The organism is Clostridium sp. KNHs216, from assembly GCF_006714885.1.
Classification (GTDB): Bacteria; Bacillota; Clostridia; order Oscillospirales; family Acutalibacteraceae; genus Caproiciproducens.
In genome coordinates this window covers 668,859-689,901 of the sequence record NZ_VFMF01000001.1, presented here as the reverse complement: position 1 = coordinate 689,901, position 21,043 = coordinate 668,859, and the positions used below count along the sequence as shown (strand labels likewise).

At 47.6% G+C, this 21,043-nt stretch carries 20 protein-coding genes; 11 read left to right on the top strand and 9 right to left on the bottom strand.

The annotated features are described in order from the left end of the window. Nucleotides 1-35: 35 nt before the first annotated feature. The 8 genes from LY85_RS03375 to LY85_RS03340 form a co-directional block, all read right to left on the bottom strand. Nucleotides 36-353, bottom strand: a complete 318-nt coding sequence (locus LY85_RS03375) for a PTS sugar transporter subunit IIB (RefSeq protein WP_141825457.1) — start codon at nucleotides 351-353, stop codon at nucleotides 36-38. Nucleotides 354-404: 51 nt separating this feature from the next. Further along, nucleotides 405-1,424 (bottom strand): Gfo/Idh/MocA family oxidoreductase, encoded by a 1,020-nt coding sequence (locus LY85_RS03370; protein WP_141825456.1) that lies wholly within the window; start codon nucleotides 1,422-1,424, stop codon nucleotides 405-407. Between the two features lie 60 nt (nucleotides 1,425-1,484). Further along, nucleotides 1,485-2,192, bottom strand: coding sequence for a purine-nucleoside phosphorylase (gene deoD / locus LY85_RS03365; RefSeq protein WP_141827937.1), 708 nt, complete (start codon nucleotides 2,190-2,192; stop codon nucleotides 1,485-1,487). A gap of 68 nt (nucleotides 2,193-2,260) precedes the next feature. Continuing rightward, entirely contained in the window at nucleotides 2,261-4,033 is a 1,773-nt protein-coding gene (locus tag LY85_RS03360; protein WP_141825455.1) for an adenine deaminase C-terminal domain-containing protein, read from the bottom strand. Beyond that, nucleotides 4,030-5,298 carry a PTS transporter subunit EIIC gene (locus LY85_RS03355; RefSeq protein WP_141825454.1) on the bottom strand — a complete coding sequence of 423 codons (1,269 nt, stop codon included), beginning with the start codon at nucleotides 5,296-5,298 and terminating at the stop codon, nucleotides 4,030-4,032. The genes LY85_RS03360 and LY85_RS03355 overlap by 4 nt, the downstream gene beginning before the upstream one ends. A 37-nt stretch (nucleotides 5,299-5,335) precedes the next feature. Then, on the bottom strand, nucleotides 5,336-5,629 hold the full coding sequence (locus tag LY85_RS03350) for a PTS sugar transporter subunit IIB (RefSeq protein ID WP_141825453.1): 294 nt from the start codon (nucleotides 5,627-5,629) through the stop codon (nucleotides 5,336-5,338). Between the two features lie 32 nt (nucleotides 5,630-5,661). Next, nucleotides 5,662-5,964, bottom strand: a complete 303-nt coding sequence (locus LY85_RS03345) for a PTS lactose/cellobiose transporter subunit IIA (protein WP_141825452.1) — start codon at nucleotides 5,962-5,964, stop codon at nucleotides 5,662-5,664. A gap of 50 nt (nucleotides 5,965-6,014) precedes the next feature. Continuing rightward, entirely contained in the window at nucleotides 6,015-6,272 is a 258-nt protein-coding gene (locus LY85_RS03340) for an HPr family phosphocarrier protein (RefSeq protein WP_141825451.1), read from the bottom strand. 313 nt (nucleotides 6,273-6,585) lie between these two features. Here LY85_RS03340 and LY85_RS03335 point away from each other — a divergent pair, with 313 nt between their 5' ends. Both LY85_RS03335 and LY85_RS03330 read left to right on the top strand, forming a co-directional pair. Then, the gene (locus LY85_RS03335) at nucleotides 6,586-8,460 is read left to right on the top strand and encodes a PTS sugar transporter subunit IIA (RefSeq protein WP_185741077.1); all 1,875 of its coding nucleotides are present in this window, start codon (nucleotides 6,586-6,588) and stop codon (nucleotides 8,458-8,460) included. 441 nt (nucleotides 8,461-8,901) lie between these two features. Then, a complete protein-coding gene (locus LY85_RS03330; RefSeq protein ID WP_141825448.1) occupies nucleotides 8,902-11,571 on the top strand; it encodes a calcium-translocating P-type ATPase, PMCA-type in 2,670 nt (889 codons plus the stop codon). Between the two features lie 159 nt (nucleotides 11,572-11,730). On the opposite strand, the gene LY85_RS03325 is transcribed toward LY85_RS03330, so the two are convergent. Then, nucleotides 11,731-12,294, bottom strand: a complete 564-nt coding sequence (locus tag LY85_RS03325) for a TetR-like C-terminal domain-containing protein (protein ID WP_141825447.1) — start codon at nucleotides 12,292-12,294, stop codon at nucleotides 11,731-11,733. A gap of 255 nt (nucleotides 12,295-12,549) precedes the next feature. On the opposite strand from LY85_RS03325, the gene LY85_RS03320 reads away from it, so the two are divergent. From LY85_RS03320 to LY85_RS03280, 9 genes are all read left to right on the top strand, one after another. Continuing rightward, nucleotides 12,550-13,560, top strand: coding sequence for a zinc-binding dehydrogenase (locus tag LY85_RS03320; RefSeq protein WP_141825446.1), 1,011 nt, complete (start codon nucleotides 12,550-12,552; stop codon nucleotides 13,558-13,560). Between the two features lie 257 nt (nucleotides 13,561-13,817). Beyond that, nucleotides 13,818-14,186: a metalloregulator ArsR/SmtB family transcription factor gene (locus LY85_RS03315; protein ID WP_141825445.1), complete on the top strand. Its 369-nt coding sequence runs from the start codon at nucleotides 13,818-13,820 to the stop codon at nucleotides 14,184-14,186. A gap of 174 nt (nucleotides 14,187-14,360) precedes the next feature. Continuing rightward, nucleotides 14,361-15,893 carry an ABC transporter substrate-binding protein gene (locus LY85_RS03310; RefSeq protein ID WP_141825444.1) on the top strand — a complete coding sequence of 511 codons (1,533 nt, stop codon included), beginning with the start codon at nucleotides 14,361-14,363 and terminating at the stop codon, nucleotides 15,891-15,893. A gap of 16 nt (nucleotides 15,894-15,909) precedes the next feature. After that, on the top strand, nucleotides 15,910-16,449 hold the full coding sequence (locus LY85_RS03305; RefSeq protein WP_141825443.1) for a pilus assembly protein PilX: 540 nt from the start codon (nucleotides 15,910-15,912) through the stop codon (nucleotides 16,447-16,449). After that, nucleotides 16,446-18,140, top strand: coding sequence for an FAD-binding protein (locus LY85_RS03300; RefSeq protein WP_141825442.1), 1,695 nt, complete (start codon nucleotides 16,446-16,448; stop codon nucleotides 18,138-18,140). Before LY85_RS03305 ends, LY85_RS03300 begins: the two co-directional genes overlap by 4 nt. Further along, complete coding sequence (locus tag LY85_RS03295) at nucleotides 18,125-18,832, top strand: 2Fe-2S iron-sulfur cluster-binding protein (RefSeq protein WP_141825441.1); 708 nt, start codon at nucleotides 18,125-18,127, stop codon at nucleotides 18,830-18,832. The genes LY85_RS03300 and LY85_RS03295 overlap by 16 nt, the downstream gene beginning before the upstream one ends. A gap of 180 nt (nucleotides 18,833-19,012) precedes the next feature. Then, nucleotides 19,013-19,300, top strand: a complete 288-nt coding sequence (locus LY85_RS03290; RefSeq protein WP_141825440.1) for a DUF4491 family protein — start codon at nucleotides 19,013-19,015, stop codon at nucleotides 19,298-19,300. Nucleotides 19,301-19,427: 127 nt separating this feature from the next. Further along, nucleotides 19,428-20,147, top strand: coding sequence for a sulfite exporter TauE/SafE family protein (locus tag LY85_RS03285; protein WP_141825439.1), 720 nt, complete (start codon nucleotides 19,428-19,430; stop codon nucleotides 20,145-20,147). A 291-nt stretch (nucleotides 20,148-20,438) separates the two neighbouring features. Further along, nucleotides 20,439-21,008, top strand: a complete 570-nt coding sequence (locus tag LY85_RS03280) for a TetR/AcrR family transcriptional regulator (RefSeq protein ID WP_038324729.1) — start codon at nucleotides 20,439-20,441, stop codon at nucleotides 21,006-21,008. Nucleotides 21,009-21,043: the final 35 nt, after the last annotated feature.

Sequence of the window (21,043 nt, the reverse complement as noted above, 5' to 3'; positions counted from 1 at the left end):
TCATTCTTTCCCTTTTGTTCTTATCCTGGGCGGATTCAGTACAAACCCAATAAGTTCATCATTTTTTGCAGCACGTTTTCGCCGCGCATCATTCCAAAGTCTGCCGCGTCTATACTCATCAGCTTGGTTTTGGGGGAACACCGATCGATTACTTCTCGGATTTCTTCCATTTGATATCGTATTTGAGGGCCGAGCAGCACCACATCGCATCCTTGCAAATGGCTTTGAATCTCTTCCAGTCCGACTGCTTTTACAGAAATGTCAATCTGTTTCGCTTTTGCAGATTCTTCCATCTTTTTTTTCATGATATTTGTGCTTAATCCGGCTGAGCACGCCAGCAGAACATGAATCATAAAAATTTTCCCCTCCCCAAAGTGGTGCGTGAAACAGTTTCTGTTTTCCTTCTATAAAACGGACGTTAACCGATCTGCCGGGAAAGAAATTCCGGCCTGCCGGCGCAATTGAAACAAAAGTTCGTGAGCCATTTTTGTTCGAAGTGTGGCGTATTGATACTCCGAACACACCTGCGGACTTGGAAACTCAGAAATCCATTGTGCGAATACGGCGGCTTCTTCCGCCAGCGGGTTGCCAAGAGCGGAGGAAAGAACCGTTTCTGTTGTTTTTGCGTCCCGTTTCCATATTTTAATATCGGAAACACTCTGAATACCGTCCAAAAGGACCGTGCCTTTTTTTGTATAAATCTCGCATGGTAAAAAAGAGTCTCCGATTTTTCCCACCTGACAGCAAACGCGGAAGGCTGGGTAATTCAATATGATGATTCCCGTTCCATCCACACCCGTTACTATCTTATCACATATATATGTTCCATCCAATGGTTTCCCAAACAATTCAAGAGCCGCATATACGAGATAAATCCCCAAATCCGTCAGGGCTCCTCCGGAGTATTGCAGAGAGAAGACGCTGGGTTCTTGTCCTTCTAAAACCAGATGGTACCGGGAAGAATATTTCATATATGTAAAATTGGCACCCGTTACTTCTTCCGGCGCGACAACCAATTCTTTGATTTTCTGAAAATTTTTCTCGTAGACATTGCGAATCGCTTCGATGTAATACAAATTTTTTTCAGCCGCCAAGGAAATGAGGTGCGCTAATTCCATCGGATTGGAAACAGCCGGTTTTTCAACCAGAACATGTTTACCGCATTCCAGAGCCAGTTTTGATTGAGCAAAATGCAGGCTGTTTGGAGAGGCAATGTAGACCACGTCAAATCCGGGTTCCCGCATAAATTCCTGAAGATCAGAAAACAGCTTTGTTTGGGAGCTTCCAAATTCCTTGGCAAAGGAAACAGCCGTTTCCCGCTTTCGTGAGAGGACAGCCGTAATTTCATATTTTCCGGATTGAATGGCGGCGTCCGCAAATTCCCTGTTTATCCAGCCTGTCCCCACAATTCCTAACCTTAGCATAATGAAGTTCTCCTTTCATTTCCAATCAGGTATCTCTCAAAATTTTAGCTCCTAACGAAGCTATTCGCTAATTATCGCTTCAAAGCCTACAGACATCATTTCAAGGAAGCTGGTTTGGCGTTCTTCCGCAGACGTCGTTTCCTGCGACACAAGGGAGTCTGAGACGGTTAGAATCGAAAGAGTTTCGACACCTAATTTCGCTCCCAAATAATAGAGCGCGGCGGTTTCCATTTCCACGGCCAGAACTCCGTATTGTCCCAACTTTAAATTTTCCTGTATAAAATCCGAGTGAAGTAGATCCACGGACAAAACATTCCCAACATGGACCTGAGACTTCCGTTCGCTGGCGATCTGATATGCCTTATAGAGCAGATTAAAATCGGCGATTGGTGGGAAGTCCAAATTTGGCCAGTCCTTTTGGATAATCCGGGAGGTTGTTGCGGCGCCCTGTGCCAGAATAAGATCCCTGATGTGGACTTTTTCATTCAGGGCTCCTGCCGTTCCTATACGAATCAATTTTTTTACATCATAGTACCGGATCAATTCATAGGCATACAAAGAGATAGAAGGCATTCCCATTCCGGTACCCATAACGGAGACCCTGGCCCCACGGTATAATCCCGTATATCCCAGCATTCCGCGGATATTATTAAATTGCCGGGGACTTTCCAGAAAATTTTCAGCAATGAATTTCGCCCTTAGAGGATCGCCGGGCAATAAAATTCTGTCGGCGATTTCTCCTTTTTCCGCCCCGATATGTGTGCTCATATTTTCAGTTCCTCCTGATTTCATCATTTTCAATCATCCATGGGCTGGAGTGGTTGTTTTATGGTTGCTTAGTCAGCAAATAAGGGAATCAATCTTTGGTTTTCCACATCGATCAAGCCCATATCCGACAGTTTTACCGCTGGGCATGCCAGCAAGGAAAGAATCGTAATTCTCGATGTCGGATTCGCCAGATAGATATTTCCCAGCCTGCGGTTTGCTTCATCCATCGCTTCGATTTGCACTGCTACTTCCGGCGCGGGCCTGTCCGACATGAGGCCCCCGATGGGCAGAGGCAGTGAAGCGATTACTTTCCCGTCTTCGACCGCCGCCATGCCGCCTTTTTGTTTTTCGAGCTGACGTAAAGCAAGGTACGCATTGTCCGCACAGTCATATACGATTACAATATTATGGGAATCGTGAGATACACTGGAAGCGACAGCACCGTGGGTAATGCCGAACTTTTTAACGACTGCAATGGACTTCAGCGGCAATCCGTACCGGTTGATCACGATTGCGTACATGGCGTCTTTTTCTTCACTCAGATCAATATAACCGGATTTCACGGGGAGCCATTGAGGAACGATGCTGGTAAAGGAGGATGTATACGATTCATACTCCATGACGTTAACATGCGCCCTGTCGGGAAATGAATCGGAGCTTTTTAGCAGAAAGTCTTCTTTTGCGATTTCAGGGATCCGAAGCATGTTTACTTTTTCAAGATCACAGCTCCGCGCTTGTCCGGACCATGTAAGCCTGCCGTTTTCAGCTACTGTTTCTCCGCAGTGAATGACACCGGAAACGGACATTTCCTCAAGGGAATCCACGAAAACAATGTCGGCCAGATACCCCGGAGCCAACGCGCCTAAGCGGTCCAGCTTTAGCTCCCTTGCCGGATTCAGTGTCCCCATGCGGATTGCGTCTATGGGATCCACGCCCGCTTTTATTACCTTTCTGATAATCGCATTGATATGGCCTTCTTTTAATGTGATGCTGCATCTTCTATCATCGCTGCACAGGGTAAACCGGTCCTTATTGGGCCAGCTTTTGATTTTTTCAGCGAACATGCTAAGCCGCTTGTTGGTATTGCTGTCACGCAGATCAATATAAAAGCCCTGGCGGTATTTTTCGGTCAATTCCTCATAAGATGAGGATTCGTGATCCGATTCCGGTCCGCACAAACAATACGCGGCTAATTTCTGTCCGGATAATTTTGGACAATGGCCCTGAATATATTTCCCGGCCTTTTGTGCGGCCTGAATCAGGTCCATGGTTTTTTTTGCGCCTTTCAGAATGCCTTCATAGTCCATGACCTCACCCAGCCCAATTGCGTTGGGGTTGGAAAGGAAGGGGCCAATGTCTTTCGCATAAATTGAAGCGCCGCTGTGCTCTAATCCTTCCACTGAAGGGACGCTGGAAGAAAGCGTGACAAGTATTCTCATAGGAAGGTCGTCGCTGACATTGATAAAATAGTCAAAAGCTTCCACCCCAAAAACATTTGCCAGCTCGTGCGGATCACAGGCAACGGTGGTTGTCCCGAAGGGGACAACCACCTGAGAAAAATGTTCTGGGTTCAGCATGGAACTTTCGATATGTACATGGCTGTCAATAAAGCCCGGAACCGCATAACGCCCTTTTCCGTCAATAACCTGTAACCGGTCCGGCAGACTGCCGTTTTGATAATCCACATAGGAAATATATCCGTTTTTTACATAGATTTTCCCGGGCAGAATTTCTCCGGTAAAAACATTTACAATTTTTATATTCTGAATGACATAGTCATTCAGCGAAAGGTCCAGCGCCGCCGCTTTGATCACTTCCGCATCAAATGAGAGAGCTTTCATGCGGGATTTGCCTCGCTCTCCTTCTTTAACTGCCGCTCATTCATTTTTACAAACGGCAAATAAATCAGGATATCGAGAACCAGGCATATAACAATCACAACCAACGCCTTGAAATCTCCAGTGGATAACCAGGCTCCGAAGATACTCGGCATGTTCCAGGAAAGCATTGCGTACGTCTTGTGAATGAGCCCGGTCGACATTGCCAGATAAGCAAGGGTAGCGTTTACAAGTCCTGTGCCGATTCCTGGAATCAGGTAAATCGGGTTTAACATCATTGGCAGGCCAAACACAATCGGTTCCGATATGCCAAAGAAGGCCGGTGCAATTCCAAGACGGCCCACCGTCTTTAATTCCTTATGTTTTGAGAGGCACAGAAGAATTGCAAGGGACAATACTTGTCCGGTTCCTCCGATGCAAATGAAATATGCCCAGAAGGATTCTGTCAGAATGGAAGGAAGGGCCTGATTTGCCATCTGTGCTCCTGCGTTTGCAGACAAACTCATATACATAATCGGTCCCATAAGACCCCAAAAGGTTGCGTTATGAATGCCGAAAAGCCACGCAAGATTAATGATGAATACCATAAACAAAATAAACCACAGGCTGTCCGTTCCTTTTACCGCCGGAGCGATCACTTGTGTAAGCCAAATAGCCAAGGTAGTACCGCATTTGTTGAAAATTGTAAAAATAATAATATAGAGTATCATGATGACCATACTTGTGGCTAAAGACGCGAAGGTCTGTGAAAGAGACCCGGGCACGTTATCCGGCAAACGGATGACGCCGAATTCTTTCTCTTTTAAAAAGCGGAACAATTCCACTGTTACGATACCCACAAAAATTCCTACCAGAATTCCCTTGCCGTCAATATAAGATATTTCCACTACCTTTCCGTCAAAAGCAAGTTTCTGTGGATTGATAGTAAGCATCATCACTCCTGTAATTGACAGCAGTACAGGGATGATAGGGTCTATTTTGTAATGTCTGCATAAATTATAGGAAATTGCAATTGCCAAGTAAATAGCGATCGCGCCCAATGTTAAAGTATTAATCCAGGAAAAAATCATACTGTTTGCAGAAACAAAATTACCCCATGCCAATAAAAAACTGTTTGTTGTTTTGTCTGTAACCGGCGCGGAACTGAGAACCGCACACAGCCCACCCATCATTGTGATGGGGAGGATATACATAAATGCGTTCCTGATTGCTCTTAAATGCTTCTGATTTCCCAAACGATTTGCGATCGTCATAATCTTTTCTTCCATCTTTTTGCCTCCTCTAAACGTTTGAACGACTTTTTTGTCAGTTTTCCCCCAGCTCAGCCTTTGCAGCTTTGATTACCTCCACGACATTCATTGTCCCATAATGGACCGGATTAATCGAAATAACAGGTGCTATGCCATTCGTTTCCTTTTTGATTGTGGGCACCATATGCCGTATTTGCGGCCCGACCATAATTAAGTCACATCCGTCAATATAATCCAGATATTCTGCTTCGCCCTTAGCGATTACGTCAAACTCTCCCGTTTCGTTTATTTTTTTCGCCATGATTGCCGTGGAATAGCCTCCGTTACAGACCAACAATATTTTCTTCAAGTCGATTCACCCCCATCTTTATTTTATTTGTTTTAACAGCTTTTTTCGAATAGATAGCAAAAGGTATTCATAAGGTCGCGGATGACCTGTGTTGCGTTAATGTGATCCTCTGCATGGACCATTAAAAGACTGACCTTTAAATTTTCATCGGTAACCGCTTTGGAAATGATTTCAGCGTGGTTCTTTTTGGCTTCCAGCAGTTGTCCGTTTGCTTTATTTATCAACTCCTTTCCTTCTTCAAACTTTCCGAGGCGGAATTGCTCAAGCGCCTCCAAATACATGGAGCGGGCATCTCCGCTGAAAGCGATGCTTTGCATTAATTCTTCATCGTACATATTTTTTCCCTTTCTGCAATTTTAAAATTAAGAGAGCGTATATTGCCATTTTAAATATTCTGGCAACAAAATTCTCTCAGTGCCGATAATGTCTCGGTTTCATCTTCTCCTTCCACGATAAAAGAAACGGTTTCCCCGTATTTAATGGCCAGGCCCATAATCGCTATTCCTTTTTTTGCACTGACTCTTTCCCCGTTTCTTTCAATCAGGACGGTACTTTTGTATGGAGCCAAAGCTCTTGCCAGCTGTGCAGCAGGGCGAGCGTGAATACCGACTTTATCTTTTACGGTATGGGTAAATTGTTTCACCGTTTTCACCTCCTCATGACGACTACGTCAAATTGATTGTAATTATCTGAAATTGTTTACTATTATAGGGCATGATTACTTTATACTCAAACTGCCTTTTTCTCTAGAAACAGCGGGGTTGAAAATTTTCAGATTCCCGCGCAGATGTCATTTTTTCTACTCGGCTGGAAAATCTCTGTATTTACAAGTTTTATGGAATAACTTACAATAACAATAATTATATCTATGGTTTTCGCATAAAAGATTGTTTTTATCTTGATGAAAGCTTTTTAGGTTTTTATAGTTTAGTAACAAAAAGGAAATTTGATTGCTGATGAAAGAATTTAACGAACGGCAGCGAACAATTATTGTCCATCTGGTTTCCAGAGGGAAAACAAAAGGTGAGGTCCTAGCGAGGCTGTTACAAGTATCCGATAAGACGGTCCGTAACGAAATAAGAAAGATTAATATGAATCTAAAGGCAAACCTGATTGATGCTGATCAAGAAGGTTTTTATATCCAAAATCAGGATTTAGGCCTTCTGCCCGATTCTTTTGCTACGGATTCCAGCAGCTTTAATAATAACTACACAATCCTTCAACATATATTACTGGCCTCGGAACCTGCTAATTTTGACTTAATTGCGGATCGCTTTAATTATTCTTCCTCTGCATTACAAAACAAGGTTAAAGATTTGAATGCTTTTGCGTCTTCTTACCATGTCGTCATTAAAAGAAAAAATAATGCCCTCGTAGTCGAGGGCAGTGAATATAACAAAAGACGGCTCTTTCTGAGTATCATTTATCAAGAGACAGATTTTTTATTCCATGATATCCATGATTATCAGCGCTTCTTTCCTCAGATCAAGGATATTGATAGGGAAGCGGCCCTGATCATGGAGGCAATTAATTATTTCGACTGCCACTTGCCGTCTTACTATGAAACAAACCTGTTTATTAATATTTTTGCAAGCTTGTCCATAGGGACCCCTCTGGAAGATGAGAAAGGGGAGAGGGGTACTGAAGGGACACCGGAAGAAAAAATTGCCCAATATATCATAGAACATACGGGGATTGAGTGTAATGATTTTTATATTAAGATTGTTGCATCCACCCTGCAGGGCATTGTTGTTCCAAACCACCCGCAAGCAGGCACTCACGGACAGCCCAAAATGGATTACGACCGAAAAAAAATTGAGGAACTCATCCTTAGCGCTTTCCAATACTATTCCATTAGTATCGATTTTTCCAGATTTTTGCCTATATTTACTAATCATATTTTGGTTTTGCTCAGGAGGTTGAAAACCGGCAACAGTTGTTTCTTTTCAACCCCATTTTCCATAAAAGATTCTTCTGTTTTTATTTATGACGTGGCGGTTTATTTCTGCATGAAATTATCCGATGCTTTTCAGGTGCTGATTCCGGAATCCGAAATCTCTCTTATAAGCATCCATATCGGTTTTGCGGTTGAAGCCGCATCCTATAAGGATCAAAAGATTTTTGTATCGTTATATGCGTCGAACTATTCTCCGGTTGAAAAATATATCGTCAATAAAATCAATATGGAATATGAAAATCAGATTCAGGTTACGACGGTAAATAATGCCGCCACCTTAAATGCCGCAAAAACGGATCTCCTGATTACCACGCAGCCCATGATACCGAATGGCTCCTATGAATACTGTCAGATTACGCCTTTACTCACGGAAAAAGATAAGGTCAATATCCAGATGGCGATCTCTAATATTGTAGAAAAACGGAATCTCAAGGAGTTTTTTGCTCTTGCCCGACGTTGTTTTGATAGGAAATTATTTTTTTATGAAATAGATCTTGACACACGGGATATTGTATTGAAATTTCTCGACTTGCATCTGCAGTTGCAGGGTGCGGTTGATACCGATTTCCTTCCTTCTGTTCTCAAAAGGGAGGAAATGGATGATACCTGTTTTATGAACACTTTTGCTCTTCCCCACGCCTTTGATTCCAACGCGCTGCAAAGTAAAATCGCCATATTAATAAATCCAAATGGAATTCAGTGGGGACGGCAAAAAGTGAATTTTGTGTTTTTTGTCGCTCTGAACAAAGAAGACAAATCGGCTTTTCGGCCTTTATTTGATGGCCTTGCAAGCGTCTTGTCTAATCAAAAGAAATTATTAAAATTAAATTCTGTCACTAATTTTGAAGAGTTTATGAAATTATTGGAGTACTAAATTACGCCTATGGATGGATAAGGACGTTTGTTCCTTCCGCGATGTTTTCCCGCCTGATAGCCATAGCAAACCAGCCGGCAGCAAGCTGATTTCCACCGCGATGATCGAACCGTTATACCTTAGACCCATTGACTCTTGTTACTGAGAAATTGACCGTTGCTTTGTAACAGTTTTTCTATCTTGACGGCATCTTATTGAAATGTTATAATAGGCTAACAATTCAAAATGCTCGTGAGGGAGTAGTTTGCGCAGGTTTTGCGCGTCAAGTCAACATACTGACCGGTAAAGGTCTGGCTTGTCTTAATAAACGAGACTCACGTATGGCTTTCAGCTGTACGTGGTCTTTTTTTAGGCCCGTGTATGGTTTATTGCCATACGCGGGCCTCTTTTGTTTTGTATAAAACGTTGCGGGACTTAGAAAATTGTCAAGGAGGAAATCAAATGAAGGAATTTGTGGAAAGCAGGGAAGGTCTGCTGGCCCAGTTCTGCACCGATTCATCGGTGGGATTGACCGTCGCACAGGCGGAGCAAAATCAGGAGAAATACGGTGGGAATACGCTTACCAGAGAGAAGCCGAAATCACTGGTACGGCGAATTTTTGAAGCTGCAACCGAGCCAATGATTCTCATGCTGATTATGGCGGGAATCGTAGACATTGTGGTAAATGTCATACGCGTCGCTACCGGCGGTGAGGCGGACTTTTTGGAGTGCGTCGGAATATTCGTCGCAATTTCCCTTTCAGTCGTTATTACCGTTGTGATGGAAGGAAAAAGCGCGAAGGCGTTTGAAGCCCTTTCCCAAATCGGCGAGGACACCTCCGTTAAGGTGCTTCGCAGAGGGGAAACCATCCTGCTAAGCCAAAAAGAGCTTGTCGTGGGGGACATCGTGCTGCTCTCTACCGGGGATAAGGTTCCCGCTGATGGAAGACTTCTGGAGGGCGTCGGTCTGGAATCCGATGAATCTGCACTTACCGGGGAAAGCATCCCGGTGAAGAAAGATGCGGAAATGATCCTTACGGATGAAAAAACGCCCCTTGCAGAACGAAGCAATATGCTTTACTCCGGTAATTACATTACAAACGGATATGGCAAAATGGTTATCACCGCGGTCGGCGACAGCACCGAGTTTGGAAAAATTGCGGGGGAACTGACTAAAACGGGGAAATCATCCACACCGCTTCAGGAAAAACTTGCAAGGCTCGGCAAAACAATTACCGTCTTGGGTGTTATCGCGGCGGCAGTTGTTTTTATTACAGAACTAATTTCGTTTGCCCTGTCGGACGGGCTTGTTTTTGAAGAGGTGCTGGAGGCTTTCATCACCAGCATCGTTCTGATTGTCGCCGCCGTGCCGGAGGGCCTCCCGACGATTGTCGCGGTATCGCTTTCCATCAACATCATCAAGCTTTCTCGTCAGAACGCGCTGGTCAAAAAGATGATCGCATCCGAAACCGTGGGCTGTATCAATGTAATTTGCTCAGACAAAACCGGCACACTGACGGAGAATAAAATGACGGTTTCCTCTTTCTATGACGGCAGGTGGCATGAAAACGCGCAGGGGCTGTCATCCGACTGGATGGTTCACAATATTTGTCTGAACACGACGGCGGATGTTTCCCCGGATGGTACTTTCATCGGGAACCCCTCGGAATGCGCTATGCTGAATTTCTATGAACGCTCGGAAGCCCAAGAAAAAAGCGGAAAATCTTATCGGGACGAACGTTCCGAACATGATGTGCTGATGGCCTTTCCCTTTTCCTCGGAGTTGAAGCATATGACCACCATTAGTAAGGTGGACGGGAAGATCATTTCCTATGTCAAGGGAAGCCCGGAGTCTGTTTTTTCCATGTGCGATATTCCGAATTCTCAGCGGAAAGAGTTGGAAAACTACATTGTAGGCGCTCAGGAAAAGGCCATGCGCGTGATTGCTTTTGCACACAAGGAACTCGACACGATGCGTGATTACGAAGACGAACGCCTTCACGCCACCATGGAGACCGGCATGACATTTGACGGTTTCGTCGCCATTTCCGATCCGCTTCGAGCGGATGTGTACGATGCCGTCGGGAACTGCCGCCGCGCCGGAGTCGATCTGAAAATGCTGACGGGAGACAACATTATCACCGCGACTGCGATTGCCAATGAGCTTCACATCTTAAATGACGGCCGAATCGCAGTGGAAGCAAAAAATATTGTAGATTTAAGCGACGATGAGCTGTCAGAACTTTTACCCAAAATCAGCGTGATTGCCCGGAGCACGCCTACCGTCAAGATGAGAGTCGTCAAACTGCTCAAGGCACAGGGAAACGTGGTTGCCGTTACCGGGGACGGGATCAACGATGCTCCCGCGCTTAAAAATGCAGATGTCGGAATTGCAATGGGGATATCCGGTACGGATGTGTCCAAGGAAGCAAGTGACATCGTACTGCTGGACGATTCTTTTTCCACTATCGTAAAGGCTATTGCGTGGGGACGCGGCATCTACGAAAATTTCAAACGCTTTATCCAGTTCCAGTTAACCGTCAATGTGGCTTCTGTTATTGTCGTATTTACATCGATTATTCTTGGATTCAAGGCACCCTTCACAGCCCTTCAGCTGCTATGGATCAACATCATCATGGATGGGCCTCCCGCACTCACCCTTGGTTTGGAGCCGATTTATGACGATCTGATGGGCCGTCAGCCCACAAGAAGAAACGAGAGTATTGTTTCCAAACCGATGTTTTTAAGAATCGGATTTACAGGCGCGTACGTGTCGGTGATCTTCCTATGCCAGTACGTTTACAATTTCTTGGGGGCGGCACCGGAGCAAATGACTACGGTCCTTTTCACTCTATTCACTCTGTTCCAGTTGTTTAATGCCTTCAACTGCCGGGAACTCCACACGGTCAGCATTTTCAAACACCTGCTGAAAAACAAAATCATGCTGCTGGTTATTTCAGTCACCTTCCTGTTGCAAATACTGATAATACAGTTTGCGGGGGCATTTTTCGGAACGGTTCCTCTGGATTTAACGATGTGGCTGAAAATATTTGGGGTTTCGATTACGGTTGTCCTTCTGTCCGAAATTGTAAAATTAGTATGGCGAAAACGAAACACTTCGTCTAACAAGTAAATTTATGAGAAGGAGCTGTGGAGGGTGTTGAATGTCTCCTTCTTCCATAGTGACCACTCAAGTACTCTCTCGATGCCTGTAAAGGTTTGTATGGGTATTTATGGTTCCTCTTTTTTAGACGTAGACAGCGCCGCCATATTTCTATGACGGCGCTGTCTATTATTGCTTTTCTATATTTGCGAGGCAGTGCAGGAAATAGCCGCAGATTTGTTCCACCGGTACCTGGCAGCCTTGATCGACCCATCGTTTCAGACACATTGTTACGCCGGCCTGATAAAAAACAAAATAGTACATCATTTCTTCTTCCTCTGTGATTCCGTTGTGGAGTGAATACGGCTTGACAATAGTATTCCACAATGGCTCAAATCCGGTTTCAATGGGGAAACTCTTTCGCTTATTCAGAGTGGCACGGTAAAAACTTTGATTACACTTTATGAAATTCAAAAACGGCACAAAGAACTCGGCCGTCATAAAAAAGGATCCGTTCCGTTCGACGGTATCATATTGGCCTATAAGACGGGCGTTCATCTTTTTTTCCAGTTTATCCAGCAAATCGTAAATGTCCTGATAATGGGAATAAAAGGTGCTGCGATTGATATTTGCCGCCTGGCAAATAGACCGGACGGTGATTAGACCGATATCCTGCGTTTTTAGCATGGAAACAAGGCATTCTTCGATTTTCTTTTCATTATCCTGAAACCGCTGATTGTTTTTTGTGTTCATAAAATCCTCCTGCTTTGATTATCCCAACACATGATACAAAAATGATGGTTGTACCTTTCTCATGCAGATATTATACTGAATTTATATTAACAATACAAACGTTGGGTTAAACGTTTGACATATTTCAATATGCAAATCAGATCCAAGGTTTGAGCATCTGTCCTCTGTGCAATAAGCAACTTGTAAAAAAGCTAGTAGAGTGAAGGGGGATTGGCCGGAAGGTCAATCTCCTTTTTGACAAAAGGAGAAAACGTAATGAGAGCAGCAATTTATAACGGACGGAAAAATATCGCAATGACTGAACTGGATACTCCGATCGCTGGCGACAACGACATCGTAGTGAAAAATCTTTATGCAAGTATCTGCGGCACCGATGTCGCGGTATATAACCATGGACCTGGGATGGGTCATAAGATCACCGTCGGAGGCGAATTTGGCCATGAGGTGGTGTGCGAGGCCGTTCAGGTCGGTAAAAATGTGAAAGACATCAAGGTCGGCGACCGTCTGTATCCATATCCGGTTCTTGCCAAGGGCGACCCCGGCAGAGCCGGAACGCTGGGCGGATTCTCGGAATACATGCTGCTCCCCAACCCGGAACTGAATAAACAGGTCTATAAAGTGAGCGATAAGATCTCTTCCAGGACGGCCAGCCTGATCGAGCCCTTTACGATAGCATGCCGGGCGGCGCGCAGATCTTCCCCCAGGACGGGTGAAAAGGCGATCGTATTCGGTGCGGGGACCATCGGTATCGCGGCGTCGATCGCATTGAAATATTTCGGATGCAGCCAGGTCATGATATGCGATCGCTCGGACTTTCGGTTGGAAAAGGCCAAGTCACTCGGTTTTGAAGTCTGCAATAACAGTAAGGAAGATTTGAAAGGCAAAGCGGCCGAAATGTTTGGAAACGCACGTTCTCTCAATGGACCGACCGCCGACGTGGATATTTATATAGATGCCGCAGGGGCCCAGTCTGTTTTGGAGCTTTATCAGGGAATGGGCAAGATCGAGAGCCGCATGGTAACGGTAGCGGTCCTCGCGGGCAAAAGGCCGGTGGATATTCTTTCTCTGACTTTTTCCCAGCACGCCCTCATCGGCAGCGGCGGATATATGCCCGAGGATGTGCGGGATGTGATGAAGATCATGGAAAGCGGGAAATGGGATATCGATTCCATCATCACGCACGAGTTTCCATGGGAAAAGCTCCCGGAAGCAATCGAAACAGCGACCGATGTCGATCGCTCGCTCAATGTGGTCATCCATTATTAAGAAGGTCAGTATGAGCAGTTTGGGTTCGGTACGGCCGAGCCCAGAGTTGGGATCACGTGAGTATCTGCTTTTCAATGCCGATATTCAGCAAATGATTCAGAAAGGACCGGTCTTGCTGAAAATCGGGTGCAGCGGAGTTCGCTTCTGCAGGTAGATAAATTCGGATAGAATAAGCTCTCTTTTGTTGACAGGGGACTGAAAGTCCCATATAATATAAACATATAAACAAACGATTAATTGTAAAAGAGGAGAGCAAAATGGTATCGGAACGGGACGAAGACGCACTGTGCAGTTGTACCGTCATTCATGAGGACATCGTGCGGAAGGTAAAGGGCGAGCTGGCGGAAGACACCCAGCTTGTCAAAATCGCAGAGCTTTTTAAGGCTATGAGCGACCCGACACGCCTCAAAATCATCAATGCCTTGATTCTTTCCGAGATGTGCGTGTGCGATCTCGCCTGTCTGCTGAAAATGACCCAGCCCGCTATTTCGCATCATCTGAAAACGCTCCGGCAGACTCAGCTGATCAAATACCGGAGGGACGGGAAGATTGTCTATTATTCGCTGGACGACGCTCACATTGCTCCCCTGTTTCAACAGGGGTATGAACACATCTCCGAAAAGTAAAGAAAGACGACCATGCGGAAGAAACCCTGCCCGGCTCCTCCAACATCGTGAAATTCGGGAAGGAAGATGCATTCCGGGTTGCTGCCCGACCATAAGGTCGCCGTGCTCAACGCCATGCGTATGCTGCTGGTCAAAAGAGAGAATTGACAGAACCAACAAAAAGGAGGCGGTGATGTGAAAAGAAGGCTGCTCCTGATCTTTTTCACCATTTTGCTTCTGCTTGCCACGGGGGCGACACTGCGAAGCACTTCCTCGGTGGACGCGGTGTCCGGTGCGACCAAGCTCAAAAAGCTTCGGGACGCGACCATGACCAATACAGCGTTCCCCGGACTGGAATCCGGGCTGAAAGGGCAGGTACTAAAAATCGCGGACCCCTCCTTCCCATCGGACCTGGACCCCGCCCACGGGAACGGACGATATACCCTTGCCTATGGCGTGGGGGAAACGCTTTTTTCTTTTGACGGCGAGTCTGTCCAGCCGTGGTTGGCGCGGTCATGGAAAAACCTCGACACACTTACCTGGGAAATCGTTCTGGAACCCGGCGTGAAGTTCCAGAACGGCAAAAGCATGACTGCCCGGAGCGTCAAGGAATCGCTGGAACGCGCGGTCCGCCTGGACGCGGAGACGGCGGAGTTGCTGCCCCTTGCTTCTATTCAGGCAGAGGGTCTGACATTGACGATCCATACCTCGGCGCCCTGTCCGAGTCTCATACATAATCTTGCGGACCCGGCCTTCACGATCGTCGATGCCGCGTCGGATCAGAAGAAAGATTTTTCTTACTTTCCCGTTTGCACCGGACCGTTCATCCCCACCACCTTCGTCGGACAGGTGGAGGTCATCCTGCGCCGGTTCGACGACTACCACGGCGGACAGCCGAAGCTCGGCGGCGCGGACATCCGCTTTGTTTCCGACACGGATAAACTTGCGCAGAACCTGAAGAATCAGACGACCGACGCGGCGGCAGAGGTGCCGCGCGGGGATCTCGCCGCCCTCGCAAAAAGCGGCGTCAGAGTCGAAATTACAGACACAGCTTCGGCCTGGTTTCTGATGCTGAACATGGAAAATCAGCTCTTGTCGGACCCGAACGTGCGTCGGGCCATCGCGCAGGGCATTGACAGGCAGGCGGATGGCGGCGCCTTTTCTCCGGGGCTGCCATTCAAAGATCATACCGATCCTTATCCCTACAACCCTGCTGCCGCTAAGAAGCTGCTTGCTGACAGCGGATATGACACGCTTTCTCTCCGGCTCGCTCTGCCCACCGGAGACGCGGTGCTTTTACAGCGGGCGGAGGCGATTCGGAAGCAACTGAAACAGATTGGTATTGACGTTGCCGTCAAGACGTACAACGATGTGTTTTTCACTTCCAGGGCGCGCTACGGAAAATTTGACCTTATGCTGATGACGGCGCAGACCGCAGGAAACGGTGATGCGCAGAACTTCTTTAAAACTTATATTGCGTCCGGCGGAGGCTTTAATTACGGGCATTACTTGAATGAGCAGTTCGATGCGGGCCTGCATGAGCTGGAAAAGGAATTCGACCCGGCCCGACGGGTGCAGCTGACCGACCGGATGCAGTTGCTTATGATGGAGGATGCCGCCTTTGTATTCCTCGGCTGCCCGCAGAACAGTCTTGCGGCCGTAGAGGGTGTATCCGGGCTGTCCGTCGACCCTTACGGATACCGGCTGACAGCCGATACGGCCAAATAAGAAAGGAGGAAGGTTTTTGCGCAGAATCAACACGATCCTGTCGGCAGTGATCCTCGCGATCTTTCTCATCCATGGAGTAATGGGGAGCTTTCTGCTGCTCGGTATCGGTTCCAATGCCGCGACGACGCTGGCCTGGACCGGGTTTGGGCTGATCCTCGTTCATGCGGGGCTGGGCGTGGCGCTTACGGTGCAGGCCGCGCGGGTCGGCAATGAATCCGGCCGCTGGTATCTAAAACAGAATAAGGAATTCTGGACGAGGCGCTTCAGCGGCGTCGCCACCCTGATCCTCCTGCTATTTCACTTTGGCGCTTATGGCGAGACGGTAAACGGGACATTCGGCCTCAAAGAGTTCACAAGCATCCGGCTCATCACACAGCTTCTGCTGATTGCCGCGCTGTTTATCCATATCTTTGTCAACCTTCGTCCCTTATTGATCTCTCTGGGAGTAATCAAGCAGCGGGAGCGCCGGGTGGACCTCTTTCTGATTGCCTCGGTCTTTCTTCTGTTCTTTACCGGCGCGGTCCTATTTTATTATATCGGGTGGCAATATCTATGAAGCAGACGATTCTGATCATTGGCGCCGGGCTCGCCGGCTTGTCTGCCGCGCTCAAGGCGGCTGAAAAACAGTACCGGGTTCTTCTGATTTCCTCCATGCCGTCGGAACGCGCGCAATCCGTCATGGCCGAGGGCGGCATCAACGCCGCGCTTGACACAAAAGGCGAAAATGACAGCGTGGAAGAGCACTTCAAGGACACCATGCAGGCCGGGGTGTACCTTGCGGACCCCAATGCGGTGCGCGCGCTTACCAAGGCCGCGCCCGACATCGTCCGGCGCCTCGTGTCTTTGGGTGTCGTTTTCAACCGGGATGAACACGGCGGTATTGACCTGCGTAATTTTGGAGGACAGAAAAAGAAGCGGACCGCTTTCGCCATGAGCAGTACGGGGAAGCAGATCATGACCGCGCTCATTCAGGAGGTCCGCAGGCAGGAGGCCGAAGAAAATATCATCCGCTACAGCGATCACTCGTTTGTGAGCCTGATTCAGGACGATTCGAACCGCTGCCTTGGATGCGTGGTGTTGGACAATCGAACGCAGGAGCTGCTTCCCCTGCAGGGGGACGCCGTCATTATCGCCTCGGGCGGCATGAACGGCCTTTTTGGAAAGACCACCGGCTCTCAGCAGAACACCGGGGAGGCGGCGGCCGAGCTGTTCCGTCTTGGCGTACCCATCGCCAACGGCGAGTTCATCCAATACCATCCCACTACGGCGGCCTGTTCCGGCAAGCGCCTGCTGATCAGCGAGGCTGCGCGCGGCGAGGGCGGTCGGCTTTTTGCCCTTCGGAACGGAAAACCGTGGTGTTTTATGGAGGAGAAATATCCGGAATGGGGGAATCTGATGCCCCGCGACGTTATTTCTCGCGAGATCTGGCGGATTCGCAGCGCACCGGACGGTCCCGCTTCCGTCTTTCTGGATATGACGCACCTTCCATCCGACGTAATGGAGCAGCGGCTGGGCGATCTGGTGGAGGACTGTATCACTTACCTGCATGTGGATCCCCGCAGGGAGCCGGTCCCCGTTTCTCCCGGCATCCATTATTTCATGGGCGGCCTTCAGGTGGACGAACATCACCGGACCGCATTCCCGCGTCTTTACGCTGCTGGGGAATGCTGCTGCCAGTATCACGGGGCGAACCGCCTGGGCGGAAATTCCGTGCTCGGTGCCATTTATGGTGGCAGCATAGCGGCAGAGTCGGCTATGCTGGACGTTGAAGATGGAACCGCCGGTGCCGGGTTTGAAGAGTACAGTGAACGGACTGTTGAAGAGATCCGGCAGAGAAGGGCATTCCTGCAGGGGAGAGGCCGGAATTTTCCCATTCCCGGCATTCGGGCGGAGCTGAGCCGCATCCTGCTTGACAGCCTCGGCATTGTACGGAACGGGCCGCAGATGGAAGCGGGGATATCGGCCATTGATCGGCTGATGATGGAAAAAGTCGAGGGCAATTACGACCCCACCTGCGGGACGTATGAGAATCTATCCATGAAAAATCTCTGTTTGTTGGGTAAGGCGCTGTTGTTGAGCGCCTATAACCGCAGGGAAAGCAGGGGCGCGCACAATCGCGGCGACTTTCCCGACCGGAATGACACGGCGTATCAAAAGGACAGCGTCGCCCGGTACGAGAGCGGCGGGATCATCGTCCGTTTTAAAGACATTCCGCAAGAGAGGGGAACCGTATGCGCTTTGACCTGAAAATAAGGCGACAGAAGGACTCCGGCAGCCCCTCCTTCCTTCAGACCTTCTCCTGTGAAGGCGACCCGGAGGGCTCCGTTGCTTTTGCGCTGAACGAGCTCAATAACCGCGACGAGCTAAAAGACAAGGAAGGAAATCTTGCGGACCGGATCGTCTGGGAATGCAGTTGCCTGCAGAAAAAATGCGGAGCCTGCGCCATGCGGATCAACGGCCTGCCGTGCCTCGCCTGTTCCTCTTTCCTGGGTGAGCTCTCCGGGAAGGAAAAGACGATCGTGCTTGAGCCTTTGAGCAAGTTTTCCGTCGTCGCCGATCTGAAGGTGGACCGAAGTATTCTGTTTGAAGACATGAAACGCGCAAAGCTATGGCTAGAAGAAAGCGCCTCTATGAATCATTGGGAGCATGAAAACCAGTACCAGTCCTCCCGCTGCCTGATGTGTGGGTGCTGTCTGGAGGTCTGTCCAAACTTCCGTCCGGACGGGAAGTTTGCCGGCGCCGTCTCCATGGTGGCCGCTTCCAAGCTCATGGACCAGGCTGAATACGGGGAGCACCGCAGCGAGCTTTTAAAAAAATACCGGCAGTTCTATTTCGAGGGCTGCGGCAAATCCCTCTCCTGCCAGAAGATATGCCCCCTCGGGCTCCCTTTGGAGGACCTGCTTGTCCGGTCGAACGCGGCGGCGGTCTGGCACAAATAGTAGGCCGGTTTGGAAAAAACAGCCGCCGTATTTTAATTGCAGGTGAATCTGGAAAGCCTTGACTCGGATAATCAGGTCGTGTGTACGCCAAACCTGAAAAGGCGCTTTGAGTCGGGGAAAGCCTGGGTTATCGCTGTCCGCAGAGACAGCTTCATATAGAAAAAAACACGGAGTGAAAATATGTATTTTGATGGATTATGGATCGGCATCGGTGCATTGCTGATTATTGGATTATTGCATCCGGTTGTCATAAAGGTGGAATATTATTTTGGCACAAAGGCTTGGCCGGCTTTTTTTGTTTTTGGTCTGGCCTGTGTCGGATTTTCATTATTCTTGGGTTCGACGCTTTTATCCGCTCTTTTGTCAATATTGGGATTTGCGCTGTTTTGGAGTATTCATGAGCTGTTCCTACAGGAAAAGAGAGTGGAAAAAGGATGGTTTCCGAAGAGGCCAAAAGGGAAAAGATAGGATTTCGAAGTTCAAAGGATAGTATAAGAGCAGCGATATTGATTCGTACGATTTATAATCTTTGCTTAGATAAAGATGCAATACCAGCGAAAATTAACTTCACCAGATAACGGATGGGGGATATGTTATGTGGAGCTATTTGATTCTGATTCTCTCCAGTTTTATCGCTGCATTCGTTTCAGGCGCAGCCGGTTTCGGCGGTGCCCTTTTACTGCTGCCAGTGGTAACCGCCTGTGTTGGCGCGGAAGTCGCCGTACCGGTGCTGACGATTGCCCAGCTTATTGGAAATCTTGCACGCATGGTATTCGGAATAAAACAGATAGACTGGAAATCGGTTGGATTGTTTTGCGCTACGGCGCTTCCGCTGACCGCACTGGGTGCGTTTGGCTTTTCTGTATTGCCAAAAGATATCGTTACTCGCTGTATTGGCGGAGCTTTGATTATCCTTGTGTTGATTAAGATGATTAAAAAATTGGAGTTCAAAAATGGGAAAAGGGCCATGATCATCGGCGGTGCAGCCACTGGACTTCTATCCGGTCTTGCCGGAAGCGGCGGGCCTGTCGGAGCCGCGGCATTTCTGACTCTGGGATTACCGCCCGTCGCCTACATAGCCAGCGAGGCCACGACCGCCACAGCGATGCACATCCTAAAAACCGTCGTATACAGCAAACTGGTTGGACTTGACTTGTTGGCATTGCTCACAGGGCTTGCGATGGGAGCGGCAATGATAGCCGGAACCTTTGCGGCAAACCGTATCATTAAGAAAATAGAAAAAGGAAAATTTCAAATATATGTTGCAGTTTTACTATGTGTAGTCGGCATATATATGCTGATTTTCGGAGGATAATACTTCACCTGAAGAAATAAACCGAAGCTCAAAAAAGATGTCAAAAATATCTCCAAAAGAGGAACAGTACTGGCAGCGTCAATTTGCTCGGGTGCGGCCTAAATGGAATGCGGTCTTTTCTGATGCAATCTTATGCCTTTTTTGGGCCCGCTCAGGCCACCCGTTTTACGGGTAGCCATGATTCTTCACAAATATTTAACAGTTTAAAGACTGCCGGCACTTGACAATAAATGAATGATCGTTTATTATAATAGTAATCCTTCCGCTTTATCAAAAATTTTGGTGGTGCGTATGAGAAAAAAAGATGATGAAAAACAGAGATGTATTAAGACCGCAGTTGTTGAATTAATTTTAAAAGAAGGATTTCAGGGTGCGTCCATCTCTAAAATTGCCCATGCCGCGGGAGTCTCCCCGGCAACAGTGTATATTTATTATGAAAACAAGGACGCAATGCTGCGCGATATTTATCAGGAATATGCCGAAGATACCTTTCAATATTTGCTGGAATGCTTAAACCCGAATATGGAGGGCGAACAGATCATTGAAGAACTGATCCGCAGCTATTATTCCTATATTGTTGAGAATCAGGAGATTTTTCACTTCATCGAGCAGTTCAGCACCTGTCCCGCTCTTCAATCCGGATGTGGGTTTATAAAGGGACCGGGAAACCTGAACCAACTGCTGACGGATTTGAAGAGGAGACAAATTCTCAATAATTACAGCAACGATAACCTGTATGCTATCCTGTTCTCTCCGGTGAAAACCATCGCCGTGAAGCGCTGTGACTCCGAGGAGGCCGCAAAAGACCGCTTGAACGAGCTGATCGCGATTATTCAGAAAGCATTAATCAGAGGCTATTAAAATTCAAAATCCACACTATTTTGTTTACAGAAATT